Source organism: Halomonas sp. LMYGS-3, from assembly GCF_059509875.1.
Genome location: NZ_JCAKFQ010000001.1, coordinates 320,019 through 334,374 on the forward strand (window position 1 = coordinate 320,019; position 14,356 = coordinate 334,374).

The following is a 14,356-nucleotide window of genomic DNA, read 5'->3' on the forward strand; positions in this document are numbered from 1 at the left end:
CCGGCGGATGAACCACTTCATGCACGACAACGTGCTCGACGGCACCATCGACAGGGACGAGGGATAAGGCTCATGTGGAAAGGGTTGAAGTCAGGGCTGAGTCGCTGGGTACCCGGCGCCTCACGCGCGCAAGGCAACGCCAATCTGGCCAAGGGGCATGGCAACAAGGCCCGGGGGATCGGCAAGAAGGCGAGCAGGCTCTCGGCCCTGCTCTGGTGCCTGCTGCTGGCCGCCCTGGTCGTGGCGATCTGGTGGTTGGGACCGATGTGGGAAGTGCGCGGCAGCCAGCCGCTGGGGCCCTGGCTCAACCGGCTGCTGGCGACCCTGGCACTGGTCACCCTGGTGGCGCTGGTGTGGAGCATTCGCCTGGCGCGGCGGCTGCGCGAGCTGGATGCCGAGCGGCGCCACGCCGAGCGCCTGCAGCTCGACCCGGCCCAGGTGCAGGTCGAGCAGCAGGAGGAGTCCCTCGACGCCACCCTGAATGAGCTGGTCGATAACCTGGGGGGTGGCCCGGGGGCGCGTTACCGGCTGCCCTGGTACCTGGTGATGGGCGTCGAGAACGCAGGCAAGACCAGCCTGATCAACCGCTCCGGCCAGAACTTCGCCCTGACCCATGTGATGAAGGCGTCCGGCCAGGGCCGCAAGGGCCAGTTCGGCTTCGACTGGTGGATCGGCGACAAGGCAGTGCTGATCGACCCGGACGGCGAGCTGCTGACCCAGGGGGCGCTGGAGGGCGGCGAGCCCCAGGAGCTGCAGAGCCGACTGTGGGATCACTTCGTCGACTGGCTGGAGCGCAACCGCCCCCAGCGCCCCCTCGATGGCGTGGTGCTGGTGCTCGACCTGGCTCGGCTGAGCGATGCCCGGGTGGCGGTGCGCAAGGCCTACGCCTCGCTGCTGCGGGCTCGCCTGCGCGAGCTGATGGAGCGTCACGGCGCGCGGCTGCCGGTCTACGTGACCTTCAGCAAGATGGACCTGCTGCACGGCTTCGACGACTTCTTTCGCCACTACTCCCGGGCCGCGCGGCGTGCGCCCCTGGGCTTCACCTTCAGCCCCGCCAGCCTCGACAGGCCCGATCGGTGGGAGGAGGAGTTCGCCACCGCCTACGACGACATGCTCGACCGGCTCAACCGCAGCCTGCCGTCGCTGCTCGCCGAGTGCCGCGACCGCGAGGAGCGCGAGTCGGTGTTCCGCTTCGTGCGCCAGTTCGCCGGCCTGCGCGACGTGCTGCTCGGCTTCCTGCGCGAGGCGCTCTCCAGCGATCGTTTCTCCACCGCGGCCATGGTGCGCGGTACCTATTTCACCTCGGTCTACCAGCAGGGGGTGCCCGAGGACCCCTTCGTCGACGCCGCCGCGCGCCGCTACGGCATGGCCGACAGCGTGCAGCCAGCCCATCGCGCGGCGCGCAGCGCGCTCTACTTCACCGAGGAGCTGTTCGACAAGGTGATCTACCCCGAGGCGGGGCTCGCCGGCGACAACGCTCGCGCCGCACGCCGGCGCCGGCGTCTGCGGCGGACCAGCGTACTGGCCTGCCTGCTCGGGGGCCTGGTTCTGGTCGGCGGCTGGAGCCACTTCTACCAGAAGAACGCCGCCGCACTCGCGTCCGTGGAAGAGAAGGCCCGGGACTTCCTGGCCGCCCAGCCGGGCGAGCTGCGTGGCGACGACCCCACCGGCCATGCCCTGCTCGAGCCGCTGGACCGGTTGCGCAGCGCCACCCTCGAGTTCGGCGACTACCGTGAGCAGCTGCCGTGGCTGGCCGACATGGGACTCTACCAGGGGCGCTCGGTGGGCCGCGAGGTGGAAGGCGCCTATCTGGCCATGCTCGAGTACCATTTCCTGCCCGCCTTGATGGTCGGGATCATGGATGACATGAACCGCACCGAAGCGGGCAGCAACGAGAAGCTGGCGCTGCTGCGCATCCTGCGCATGATGTCCGATGCCAGCGGTCGCCACCCCGAGCGGGTGCACGACTTCATGGCCCGGCGCTGGCAGCGCGAGTTTCCCCAGCGTGGCAGCGTGCAGGAGCGCCTGCTCGACCACCTCGACTACGCCCTGGTCCATACCGACCTGGAGGGACACGCGGCCGCGGGCGACCGGCACGCCGAGCTGGTCATGACCCCGCTGCGCGGCAGCCTCCAGGCCGCCCAGGAGGAGCTGTCGCGCCAGCCCATGGACGAGCGGGTCTACGCCACCCTCAAGGCGAACAGCGACCGGCGCAGCGGCGCGGTGCTGGACCTTCGCCAGGGCGTGGGGCCGGCCTTCAGCGCGGTGTTCATGGCACGCAACGACGACCCGGACAAGCTGCGCCTGCCCAGCCTGGTGACCCGTGACGGCTTCGAGGGCTATTTCCTCAAGGAGATCGAACAGGCCACCGAGCTGGCGCTGATCGACCTCTGGGTGCTGGGGAGACGTGACGACATCGCCTTCAGCGAGGCCGACCAGCGTCAGCTGCGCGACGCCCTGCGCGAGCGCTATATCGGCGACTATCACGTGACCTGGCGCCAGGTGCTGGACGACATCGACCTGGTGCCGATTCCCGATATCGACCAGGCCGTGGTGGTGGCGGATACCCTGCTCGGCGCCAGTCGGCCACTGGATCGCCTGCTCGACGAGATCGCCCACCATACCCGCCTCTACCCCGAATTGCCGGTCGACGACGAGGCGGCCCGCCAGGCGCTGGAGCGCTCGCCGCGCTACCGCCTGGCCGGCGAGATCGAGCGGAACTTCGGCGACCTCAACGGTCTGCTCGACGCCCGGGGGGACAACCCGTCCGCTATCGCCGAGATCAAGACGGCCATCGCCGAGCTGCGCGACACCCTGCGTCAGGTGCAGGGGGCCAGCGATCCGGGGCGTGCGGCCTTCGTCAGCGCCCGTGACCGCCTGGCGCTGCGCGGCGGCGACCCCATTCACGACCTGAGGCGCATCGCCGAGGACACCCCCGCCCCGGTGGACCGGATGCTCGAGAGCCTGGCCGACCAGAGCTGGCAACTGCTGATGGCCAGCGCCATTCGGCATCTCGAGCACCAGTGGCTCGACGAGGTGGTCGCGCCGTACCAGGATCGACTGGTCGGCCGCTATCCACTGGCCCGCGAGGCCTCGCGGGAGGTGGCCCTGAGCGACTTCGAGGCCTTCTTCGCCGCCGGTGGCACCCTCGACAGCTTCTATCAGGACAACCTGCGGCCCTTCATCGAGCAAGCGCCGGAGCAGCTGCTCGATGCCGAGGGCAACTCGCTGCTGCGTGACAGCGTGCTCATCGCCATCGAGCGTGCCGAGCACATCCGCCAGGCCTACTTCGGCCGCGACGGCGTGCTCGACGTGGAGTTCTCGCTGGAGCCGCTCAGCCTCAGTCCCGACAAGCGGCGCAGCGTGATCAACGTCGATGGCCAGTTGATCGAGTACGCCCACAGCGCCAGCAACCGGGTCTCGATGATCTGGCCCAATGCCCTGCGTGGCGGCAACGAGAGCCGTGTGACCCTGGTGCCGAGTCAGGTCAACCGCTCGCCGCGCAGCCTGACCCGCGACGGCGCCTGGGCCTGGTTCCGGCTGCTCGACGAGGCCGAGATCACCAGCGCCAGCGAGCGCGACCTGGAACTGCGCTTCCACGTGGACGGCGGTTCGATGCGCTATCGGCTGCACGCCAACGGCTCGCGCAACCCCTTCACGCGCCCGCTGGTCGCCGACTACCAGCTGCCCACCGCCCTGTACGCCGAGGGAGGCTTCGATGCTGGCGATAGTTAAGCGGCTGCTCCCCGGCAAGCGCAAGGAGAAGGCGCCGAGCGCCCCGGCGACGGACAATACCGCGACCGCGGATGGCCTGGAGTCGGCCGGGGAAGAGGATATCGAGCGCTTCCTCGCGGCGGCGCAGCGTGCCGATGCCCGGGGGCACTCCCCCTGGGTGCTGCGCGACGAGACACGCCTGGCGACGCTCCGGCGGGCCCTCGAGTTCACCGCCCACCGCGGCCTGTGGCTGCAGCGTGACGGTAGCCACGTGGCCCACTGGCAGGGCCGGCTGCTGGTGCTCAAACACGGCGAGGGGCCGCCGCTGGGCATGCTGCTGGCCTGCCGGCCGGATGACGAGGCGGCCTGGCAGCTGCGCTTCTTCTTCATCGAGCCGGAGTGGCAGGGCAGTGGCCACGGGGCGCGGCTGCTGCTGGCGGCGCGGCGCAGCCTGGGCGGCACCCCACTACGAACCCGGTTGCCGTTGGCCTGCGAGGCGGCGATCCGCAGCCTGGAGAAGGCCGGCTTCCAGCGCATGCACGTCAACGCCTCGAACGTGGCCAGTTTCGAGGCGCCGGCCGAGTGGGACTAGGTCCTGCCTGCAAGGCAACACGACACAGGAGAACGACAGATGGGACGCAAGCTCGTACTCGTGGGGGACATCGGTACCGACCACGATGGCTTCCCCCCCACGCCGGTGACTGCCGGCAGCCCCACGGTGACGATCGACGGCAAGCCGGTGGCGCGCCAGGGCGACCCCCTGGCGCCGCACGACAAGTCCAAGCACTCGACGCATCCGCGTACCATCGCCGAGGGCTCGGGCAGCATCCTGATCGACGGCAAGCCGGCGGCGCTCACCGGCCATGCCGTGAGCTGCGGCGGGGTGGTGATCGGCTCGGCCACCGGGGAGGGCAGCTGAGATGGCCAACGCAACCGGACTGCAGTTCACCCTGGCGCTCGCCGGCGCTGAGAACGTCGACCTGGCGGTGGTCGACTTCACGCTGACCGAAACCCTCTCGGCGCCCTTCGCGCTGGTCGTCAACCTCGCCAGCCGCGACGGCGACCTCTCGCCCGAGACCTTCCTCGACCGCGAGCTGACCCTGACGATCTGGCAGGACGGCGCGCCGTTGCGCCGCATCCATGGTATCGCCACCGAGTTCGGCCGCGGCGACCGCGGCCACCGCCGCACCCGCTACACGCTGACCCTCCAGCCGGCACTGTGGCGCCTCGGCCTGCGCCACAACTCGCGCATCTTCCAGAAGGTCTCGCCGCTGACCATCATCAACACCCTGTGCGAGGAGCGCGGCCTGCGTGATGTGGCCTTCGCGGTGACCCGCGAGCCCGCCGAGCGCGAGTACTGCGTGCAGTACCGCGAGACCGACCTGGCCTTTATCCAGCGCCTGGCCGCCGAGGAGGGGCTGTTCTACTTCCACGAGTTCGAGAACGAGGCCGGCGGCGTCCACCGGCTGGTGTTCGCCGACGACCCCCAGGTGCTGGCCGGCCTCGGCGAGCGCACCTACCACGCCCGCGCCGGCGGCACGCCGCCGCGGCGCCATGTGCGCAAGCTCCGCCAGGTGTCGCGGGTCCGGCCGGCCTCGGCGACCCTCAAGGACTACTCGTTCAAGCAACCGGCGTATGCGCAACTTCATGAGCACATGGCCGAGGGCCTGGAACAACATGCCCAGCGGGCCGACTACGAGCACTACGACTACCCCGGGCGCTACAAGGCCGACGCCTCCGGCGAGGCCTTCACCCGCCTGCGCCTGGAGCACCTGCGCCACGATGCGCTGACTGCCGAGGCCGAGAGCGACCTGCCCGAGCTGGCCCCCGGCACCCGCTTCACCCTCGCGGGCCACGACGCCGACAGCCTCAACCGCGACTGGCAGGTGGTGACGGTCGAGCACCACGGCGAGCAACCCCAGGCGCTGGAGGAGGACGGCATAGCCCTGGGAGAGAGTCAGGGCGATGCGGCCGGGATGACGAAATACCACAACGACCTGGTACTGACCCCCGCCGATACCGCCTGGCGCCCCGCGCCCGACCCCAAGCCCCGCGTCGACGGCCCCCAGGTCGCCTTCGTGGTCGGCCCGGAAGGTGAGGAGATCCACTGCGACGCGCACGGCCGGGTCAAGGTGCAGTTCCCCTGGGACCGCTATGCCGAGCCCAACGAAACGGCGAGTGCCTGGCTTCGCGTCAGCCAGGGCTGGGCCGGCGGCGGCTATGGCAGCATCGCGATTCCCCGGATCGGGCACGAGGTGATCGTGTCCTTCCTCGAGGGCGACCCCGATCAGCCGCTGATCACCGGGCGCACCTACCACGCGGTGAACACGCCGCCGTACTCCCTGCCCGAACACAAGACCCGCACGGTGCTGCGCACCCAGAGCCACCAGGGCGACGGCTTCAACGAACTGCGCTTCGAGGACCAGGCCGAGCGCGAGCAGATCTGGCTGCACGCCCAGAAGGACCTGGAGCTGCTGACCCACCACGACCGCACCGAGGAGATCGGCCACGACAGCCACCTCACCGTGCACCACGACCGCGTGAGCGAGATCCACGGCGATGATCACCTCACCGTGCACGGCCAGCGCCACACCCAGGTCGACGGCGACGACCACCTGATCGTCGACGCCAGCCGCCACGAGAAGGTCGGCCGCGCCCAACTGGTCGAGGCCGGCCAGGAGATCCACCACCAGGCGGGCATGAAGGTCGTGATCGAGGCCGGTGCCGAGATCACCCTCCAGGCCGGCGGCAGCTTCATCAAGCTCGACCCCAGCGGCGTGACCATCGTCGGTACCAGCGTCAAGATCAACTCCGGCGGCAGCCCCGGCTCCGGCTCCGGCCAGGCGGCCCAGGCGCCGGTGTTGCCACGGGAGGTGGAGGCGGCGCCCCAGTTCACCCCGGTGCAGGCGCCACAGCACGCGGCACTGTTGCAGCAGCAGGCCTTGTGTCCAGTGTGTGAATCGGGCAACAGCGGTTGAAGACCATGATGGAACTCTGGCCGTTGACGTCGGGACTATCGGGGGGTGGATGGGCCTGGCCCGTCGAGAAGCAGGTTTATCTGCTCCTCGATGGCGTACGAGTGCCGGAACTGCCACGCCGGCTCTATGAATGGTCCGCAGGCAGGCTGGAGGCAGACCTGCTCTACGCCGGCACCCCTTGGGCCGAGGTGAAAGACGTATCCCCCTGGTTGGTGCAGCTGAAGGGATTGGATGATCCGGTGCTCCAGGCTTTCCTCGCCGATGGCCTGGAGCCGGAGTGGGGCTATCTGGTCGAGAGCGGAGCCAGCCTCACCGAGCTGGGCGATCATCTGCGCGGCTTGATCCAGGTCGTGCACCCCAGCGGTATTCCGATGCTGCTGCGGCTGGCCGACCCGGCGGTCATCGCTGCTCTGTTGCAGGAGGGTAGTACGCCGGCCTTGGTGCCGTGGGGGCCCAACGAGCGCCTGGTGCTGCCGGATGCCGTGGCCGAGGCGTGGCATAGCTGGGTGCCGGCTGAGGACGAAGCGCCCCCACTGGCGCCTACCCCGGCAGGCTATCGCCTATCCGAGGCTCAACTTCAACGGCTGCAGGCCTGCGACCTGCGCCGGCATGCCCGGCAGTTAATGGGTTTTGTCGACCAGCACTGCGCTGGCTGGCTGATGGAGACGAGCCGGCCGCAGCGTCATGTCCAGCTCCTCGAGATCGTGCGTGAAGCCCGTGACATGGGCTTCACCTCGCCGCGGGAATGGGCGCTGCTATGCACCCTGATGGCCCGTCTCGGCATCACTACCTGGAGCGATCGCGCCACCGATACCCCCGCCTACCGCTGGCTCACGGCGAAGCATCTCAGCAGCCTCGAGCGTCTCGAGGCCGCCCTGAAAGCGGCCAACACACATCAATCCCCCATCATGACATAGGGAGCATGTCATATGTCCGCATTCGAGCGACCCAATGATGACCGCGGTGATGGAGCACTGGCGGCGTATGAACTGCCGTGCCGCGACAGCGACGAGGGCGCCACCTGCCCACTGCTCAACGGCAAGGTTCAACTGCTGCCGCTGCGTTACGGTCTGGTCGAGGAGCTGGTGCCCGGGTGCTCGACTCCCTACATCTTGAGTGCGCGGCCTCTCGGCATTCGCCTGCTGCGTAACGGCTATCTTTATGTGCTCGATGGTGAAACCAACGACCTCGCCGAATACGAGTTTCGTGATCAAGGCGATACGATCACCGGCGGCAAACTCGAGTACGAGACGGATCGGACCCTCTACGTCTGCTTCTCCGAAGTGCAGTGGACCGACGCCAAGCGTGCCCAGGTGCAGCAGAGCGAAGCGGATCGCGACGCCTTCATGCAGGCCGTCGATCTCTCGGGAGCCAATCCCGTTTCCGGTGGCGGGGAACACCTGATCACCACGGCCCAGGCAGAAGAGTGGGTGGCCGAATTCGCCGAAGATGCCGAGCTGGAACAACCCGAAGGCGGCCACGAGCAGGAAGGCGAGGCCTACCACTGGGAGAACGATCACTACTATCACAAGTCCCGTCTTGGAAAACTGCTCAAGCAGCACAAGGTCGAGGATCGCGACGAATGCCTGTGCCTGGTCGTGCGGGACGATATCGGTGTCATGCGCGACCTGGCCATGTACCAGGACAACGTGGTGGGGTGGATCGAGGAATGGGCCGAGGAAGATGAAGAACGTACGCAGCGTAACTATCTGCTCGGCTGTTATATCGAGTCCATCACACAGTTGACGGCCGAGACATTGGAGTCACTGGCGCCCGGGGAAGAAGGGTCGTCGGAACGGGAGCTTTGGCAAGACCTGGAGGCATTGGAGGAGCCGAATAGAGAGGAAGCTCGGCAAACGGTACTGGACTATCTGAATGAAGATGAAGCGCTTCCGCAGTCCTACGATCCTGACTTGCCAGATGATCTTAGAGAGAGGTTGCTCGAGGTAAGCCCAAAACCGAGTCGAACCAATGCCTATGAGATCCAGCAAATCCAACAGCAGGAGATACGCCGCTACTATGCCAACGATGCCTTGGCAGAAGCCGATAATGGCTTTATCGAGAAGCATCTGGACACCTTGCTCGACCTCAAGCAAACCAATAACCGGCGCGTCCGCGATATTTTGGAAGGGGCTTCCTTTGGTCAGCGCGGGGTCAACGGCCTCATTCGCCGCGGCGACATGGATCAATTTCTGGAACAGCAGCGGCCCAAGCTAGCGCGCTGGCATGCCCTGCTGGCAAATATCAGCCAAGACCGGGCCGATATGCTGTGCTCCAGCTACTTCCACTTGGCAGCCTGGTATTTTGACGCCGATAACGAAGCGCAGGTAGAGAAAGCCTTCTCGGCGGAATACGCCTGCACGCGGGATATCTGTCGAGACGATGAGGTCATCGACAGAATAAAGCAGTGGTTGACGGAGCATCCCGAGTACGATCGCCCTCTTTTCCATACCCGCAGCTTGCAGGAGCAAGCGGCGCTGATCAAGGACTATACATCTCTCATCGCCGCGGGATACGGCATTCTGAATCATCTGGACAGCTGGGTAGTTAGGCTGAAAGGGGCCGAAAATGGAAAGCTACCCGACCTAGCGGAACTGCCTGAAAATATCCAATCCTTGGCGAATGGTGCCAGAACCAACCTGACACCTGCGGTAGGCGCCGGGCTAGCCAGGATCATGGAGCAACTGCAACAGGCCACCGGGCAGAGCGGTTTCACCATGCCCGATCTCGAGGACCTGTTTCGCCAGCTTGATCCCCCCGCTGTCTGGGCGCGCATAGTCGATGCCGCCAAGGAGAACAGCGCCCGCTTCGTTTTCTCGACGCAGAGTCTAGAAGAGCTGATGGATCTGGTGGAAGAGACCCTGGCCCTACGCCAGCGCCTCACCAGCTTGAACAACAGAAAGCGTCAGGCGACCGGAGCAGAGCGAGACCGGTTGAGTGCTGAGCGCCGTGGGGTACAGGCACAACTGGACGCCAACGAGCATCGCCTGGCGGCGGGCTTGAGTCCGGTTGGCGACGTGGGTGCCGACGACCTTACCTTGTCGGAAGGCGACAGTGGCCGAGCCGGCCTGGTGCTGGAGTTCGATGATGCCGGCAAGGCCGTGGCAGTCGGGCGGCTGACCAGCAACCTCCGTCAGGGAATCTACCGTGCCCCGCCGGCAGGACTATTAGGTGATGGTGTGGGGTTGCTGGTGTTTATTGGCCAGGCGGTGGGGCTGTGGGCAGCTTCAAAGGCGTTGAGCAATGTGGGGGATGATGCGACGAGAGAAGAAATAATTGAATTAAAGAGGAAGTTCTGGGCGGCAACATTTGCGACAGCAGCAGCAGGGTTTTTGGCAGCGCAAAGTATTGGCGATACTGCACTTCATGCCCAGGCGGGTGCCTTGTCGAGTGCTGCCAATGCCAGCCGCTCAAGTGGTGTATATTCTCAGTTGGGGCGAATGCACTACGGGTTAGGTATTGCAGGCTATTTTACTGGCATCCTGGCTTCCGCGTTTAGTTTATATGGGAATAGAGCTAACTGGCAGGATGCCGTGCGCAGTGGCAATGGCAATGCTCAGGGGGCCGCTGCGCTAGCGATGACGGGCGATGTCGGGTTAATGGGGGCGCACGGCTATGGCCTAGCTTCTAGTGGCAGGGCTGGTATTGCCGTAGCGCGCGGTATGATCACATGGGCGACAGCAGGGCCTCATCTGGCATCTGTATTTTGGCGTTTCAATGCCATTGGCCTGGCGTTTTCGGTGCTGCAGCTCGGTGGCACCTGGCTATATAATCGTCACAATATCAGTCAACATGACCAGTGGCTGTTGAACTCTCCCTGGGGAGTGGAAGCGGGCAATGAATCTCTTGAGCATTATCTGAGTGAGCTACAGCGTACTAGCCAAGCCGCCCATATCACCTTGGAAGAGATCTACACAGAGAGCTGGCGACCCAACTGGACACGCAGTCCCGATCACTACCGGGTCGCGCTGCATCTGCCTGGGCTATCGCCCGAGGCACTGCAGCCCCCGTTGGTAGGCCAGGCACCGGTACGCCTCGCGCTCAAGGCATGGCAGGTACAGCCTATACAGATATGGCAGCGTGAAGGCACGGTACGGGCACCCGAACACTGGCTGGAAGCGACATCAGAGCTGGCGGAAGCGCTAGTGATCAGTACCAATGACAAGGATGGGCATGTCACTCTATCAGGGCGCGCACCAGCACACCGGCCCACCCCCCATGGGTATGAGACCGAGCATTGGGTGGTCGGGGTGCGACTGGAGCACCTCGATGACGAAGGCAACTATCAGGCAAGTGATGCCTATATCTATATCGATCCGCGCGGCGGGGTTGGCAGCGACAAGCGTTATACCCCCTCGGCATTTCCCCGCCGAGGCGACCCCGGGAGCTGGTATGCTGTCGATCTTTGATCAGCAGGCTAATAAGAGACGAAAAGGAACTTGACTATGCGTAACAAGGCGCCGGACCTGCCGCAGCCTGAGCTATCTCAGCCTCATCGTGCGGGTGATACCCAGGCGATTCCCGGCGGGCGCATTACCTATCTGGCTCCCCTTCCCTTATCGACGGGCCAGCCGCCGCTGGATATGAGCAAGGCCGTAAGTGAGATTAACGACACCTGGCTGGACTTAGGAGGGGGGTGGCCGAATGTATTTGGTTGGCAGCTTATTACATCGGGATGGTGTGGTTTTGTGTTGCTATGTTTGCTAGGTCTTCCTGCGTTAAGTTTTTTATTATTGCCCGCAGCGATGGCGATGAGTGTATATGGCGGGTTCTTTTGGTCAGGCGTAGTAGGTGGGTTGGCTGGATTGTTTATTATGTATTTAGGCCGCTATATGGGCATGAAGGATTTGAAGCGTAGCATCCCCATCCGCTTTAATCGTCAGCGTCGTGAAGTCTGCTTTACCCTGACCGATACGCAGGAAACCGTCTTCGTGCCTTGGGAGTCGTTGATGGCCTGGGTGGTGGAGGCGCGTGGGGCGACCCAGTATGGCGTGCAGCAGCAGTATGGCATGGGCGTCGGCTATGCCCACCCGGAGACGGGCAAGTGGTTGAAGCTCGAATATATGACGGCGGGCTTGCCCCTGGCGATCAGCAATTGGGAAGCGCTGCGCGCCTATATGGAGTATGAAGTTCACTCCCTGCATGAAATCCAGGACCCTCACCTGCCGCGCGGCAAGGACGATCCGCCCTGGGAAGGCGTGCATACGCTGCGCAATGCGCGTCGCCGAATGCGCGAGCGCCGGGCCAAGGGCGAAGTCGGGCCGGTCTTCGCTTTCTTCTGGTATGCCTACCACGTCATCGAGCTATGGAACCTGCCCGGCTACCTGACCGAGTGGGAAGCCAAGCGCCTGATGAAGACGCGCCCCCAGCTGCGCCCGGCGGAGGCGGAGGAGTGGTCCAAACCACTGCCCAAGGAGCAGTGGGCCAAGCCCAGCGCGGAACTGGTTCGCCTGTCAGCCGAGGCGCGCCGACTGCGCGAGGAAAACCCGCATCGTTCCATCGAAGAGATCTTTGCCGACGCCTATCGTCGCCAGGGAGTCGAGGCGTAGCGCTCCCGGGTGTGGATAACCCAAGTGTCACGTTATCCACACCCCTTGGTGTCGTCCCGTTTCGGTGGAGCCAACCCCTTGAAGGGGAGCCCGCCATGCTCGAGTCCCGTGTCCCCTGTCAGGGCTCCTGCCGGCCCGGTTGGGGCCATGACCCCCGCGCCGGCTGCGGATGGGCGCGCAGCAGCCAGACGACGGCGGCGTTGAGCCAGCCGATGCCGCCGCCGTTGCCGGTGACCCGTGTGCCCAGCTCCAGCAGGTCGGCGGGTGCTGTGAGCCCGGCCCGCCCACCAGTGCAGCTGCCGATCGCCCTGCTCCAGTCGGCGCTGGGCACTGTCCGCACTCACCGCGGCCGAGACAAACACGAACAGCGGGACGACCTGGAGCACCCAGGTGAGCACGCCGGCGCCCGTCCAGACCAGCAGAAGGTGGTCGGTCGAGGTCATCAGCCCGTGCTCGAAGCGGGGCAGGGTGGCGATCCAGTGGCCGAACACCACCACCAGCAGCGCCCCGGCGCGCAGCGCATCGGGATAGCGGTCCCTGGTGCTCGTGTCGCTGCCGGCCCTGTCCTGGCGTGTCTGGCGGCTGGCGTTCCCGGGTGTACTGTTCATCTTCGATCGGCCCTTGCAAAAGCCCGGGGCTTGGCTAAGATAGTTTTCGAACACCGTTTCCTAACATCTTCCCTGAAATCCCGGGGCCATGCAAGACTGCCATCCCTCGTGGCGCTGGTCCGTTCCCCTCCGGGTGGTACGCTGCTAGCGTAACGGCAACCATGCTTTTCACGTCGAAGGAGTGACCGCGATGATCACGCTGTACGGATTCCCCTCGTCCCGCTCGCTGCGGGTGGCCTGGACCCTGGAAGAGCTGGGCCTTGCGTATGAGTATCGCCATGTCGACCTGATGGCCGGCGAGGGGCAGGGCGAGGCCCACCTGGGCCGTCACCCCGCTGGCAAGGTGCCGGTGCTGGAGGATGGCGAGCTGACCCTGTTCGAGTCGACGGCGATCTGCCGCTACCTGGCCGAGCGCTATGGCGAGTCGGATGGCCTGCTGCCGGCGTCGGTCGAAGGCCGGGCCCGGGTCGACCAGTGGATGAGCTTCGTGATCGGCGAGCTCGAACAGCCGCTCTGGACCCAGGGCAAGCACACGTTCGCCCTGCCCGAAGCGCAGCGGGTGCCGGCGGTGCTGCCCACCGCGGCCTGGGAGTTCCAGCGGGCCCTGGCGGCGCTGGCGCGGCGCTTCGCTGGCGAGGGCTGGCTGGTGGGGGAGCGGTTCACCCTGGCGGACCTGCTGATGGGCCATACCCTGAGCTGGGGCGTGAAGTTCAAGCACCGCCTGCCGGAGTCGCTGGAGGCCTACCGCCAGCGCTGCGTGTCGCGGCCCGCCCTGGCCAGGGCCGTCGAGCGCGAGCAGCAGGCCGCCGAGCCGGCCTGAGCGGCGGATCCTCAGGCCCCGAAGGGCAGCACGGCGGTATAGACCGCGAAGTAGTGGCAGGTGCTGCCGCCGAGGACGAACAGATGCCAGATGGCGTGGTTGAAGGGAATCGCCTGGATCGCATAGAAGACCACGCCGAGGGTATAGGTGATGCCGCCGGCGATCAGCAGGGTGATGCCGCTCGACGAGAGGCTGGCCGCCATCTCGCTGCCGGCGAAGACGATCATCCAGCCCATCACCAGGTAGATGGCCACGCGCAGCACGGCGAACCGGTGGGGCCAGACCAGCTTGCAGGCGATGCCGCCCAGGGCCAGGGACCAGACGATGGCGAACAGGGTCCAGCCGGTGAGGCCGCGCATGTTGACCAGCAGGAAGGGGGTGTAGGTGCCGGCGATCAACAGGTAGATGGCGCAGTGGTCGAGCAACTGGAACAGCCGCTTCAAGCGGGGATGGCGGACGCCGTGGTAGAGCGTCGAGGCGGTGTAGAGCAGTACCAGGGTGACGCCGTAGAGGCTGATGCCGACGAGTTTCCAGGGGTCGACCTCCGCAGCCAGGCTGGCCAGCACCAGCAGCACCGTGACCCCGCCCAGGCTGAGCACCGCGCCGACGCCGTGACTGACACTGTGCAGCAACTCCTCGATGACGCTGTAGTGGTGCTCGCCTGCCGGTGCAGAGTGAGTCATCGGG

10 protein-coding genes are annotated in these 14,356 nt (G+C 65.9%); 8 read left to right on the forward strand and 2 right to left on the reverse strand.

The genetic code is table 11. The features are described 5' to 3' along the window. Positions 1 to 72 precede the first annotated feature (72 nt). Genes tssM through AC5W54_RS01560 form a run of 7 tightly spaced genes read left to right on the forward strand, consistent with a single transcriptional unit; the run spans position 73 to position 12,241 of the window. A complete protein-coding gene (gene tssM, locus AC5W54_RS01530; RefSeq protein ID WP_495960304.1) occupies positions 73 to 3,735 on the forward strand; it encodes a type VI secretion system membrane subunit TssM in 3,663 nt (1,220 codons plus the stop codon). Next, the gene (locus AC5W54_RS01535) at positions 3,719 to 4,306 is read left to right on the forward strand and encodes a GNAT family N-acetyltransferase (RefSeq protein ID WP_495960305.1); all 588 of its coding nucleotides are present in this window, start codon (positions 3,719 to 3,721) and stop codon (positions 4,304 to 4,306) included. The genes tssM and AC5W54_RS01535 overlap by 17 nt, the downstream gene beginning before the upstream one ends. A gap of 39 nt (positions 4,307 to 4,345) precedes the next feature. Continuing rightward, entirely contained in the window at positions 4,346 to 4,633 is a 288-nt protein-coding gene (locus tag AC5W54_RS01540; RefSeq protein WP_495960306.1) for a type VI secretion system PAAR protein, read from the forward strand. A gap of 1 nt (position 4,634) precedes the next feature. Beyond that, positions 4,635 to 6,692, forward strand: coding sequence for a type VI secretion system Vgr family protein (locus AC5W54_RS01545; RefSeq protein ID WP_495960307.1), 2,058 nt, complete (start codon positions 4,635 to 4,637; stop codon positions 6,690 to 6,692). Positions 6,693 to 6,697: 5 nt separating this feature from the next. Beyond that, positions 6,698 to 7,609: a DUF4123 domain-containing protein gene (locus AC5W54_RS01550; protein WP_495960308.1), complete on the forward strand. Its 912-nt coding sequence runs from the start codon at positions 6,698 to 6,700 to the stop codon at positions 7,607 to 7,609. Between the two features lie 12 nt (positions 7,610 to 7,621). Beyond that, positions 7,622 to 11,101, forward strand: coding sequence for a toxin VasX (locus tag AC5W54_RS01555; RefSeq protein ID WP_495960309.1), 3,480 nt, complete (start codon positions 7,622 to 7,624; stop codon positions 11,099 to 11,101). A 36-nt stretch (positions 11,102 to 11,137) separates the two neighbouring features. After that, entirely contained in the window at positions 11,138 to 12,241 is a 1,104-nt protein-coding gene (locus tag AC5W54_RS01560) for a hypothetical protein (RefSeq protein WP_495960310.1), read from the forward strand. Positions 12,242 to 12,273: 32 nt separating this feature from the next. Here AC5W54_RS01560 and AC5W54_RS01565 read toward each other — a convergent pair whose 3' ends face one another. Beyond that, positions 12,274 to 12,849 carry a hypothetical protein gene (locus tag AC5W54_RS01565; RefSeq protein ID WP_495960311.1) on the reverse strand — a complete coding sequence of 192 codons (576 nt, stop codon included), beginning with the start codon at positions 12,847 to 12,849 and terminating at the stop codon, positions 12,274 to 12,276. Between the two features lie 190 nt (positions 12,850 to 13,039). Between AC5W54_RS01565 and AC5W54_RS01570 the strand changes: the two genes are divergently transcribed. Then, positions 13,040 to 13,669: a glutathione S-transferase family protein gene (locus AC5W54_RS01570; protein WP_495960312.1), complete on the forward strand. Its 630-nt coding sequence runs from the start codon at positions 13,040 to 13,042 to the stop codon at positions 13,667 to 13,669. 11 nt (positions 13,670 to 13,680) lie between these two features. Here the strand turns inward: AC5W54_RS01570 and trhA are convergent, their stop codons facing one another. Continuing rightward, the gene (gene trhA / locus AC5W54_RS01575; protein WP_495960313.1) at positions 13,681 to 14,352 is read right to left on the reverse strand and encodes a PAQR family membrane homeostasis protein TrhA; all 672 of its coding nucleotides are present in this window, start codon (positions 14,350 to 14,352) and stop codon (positions 13,681 to 13,683) included. Between the last annotated feature and the right edge of the window lie 4 nt (positions 14,353 to 14,356).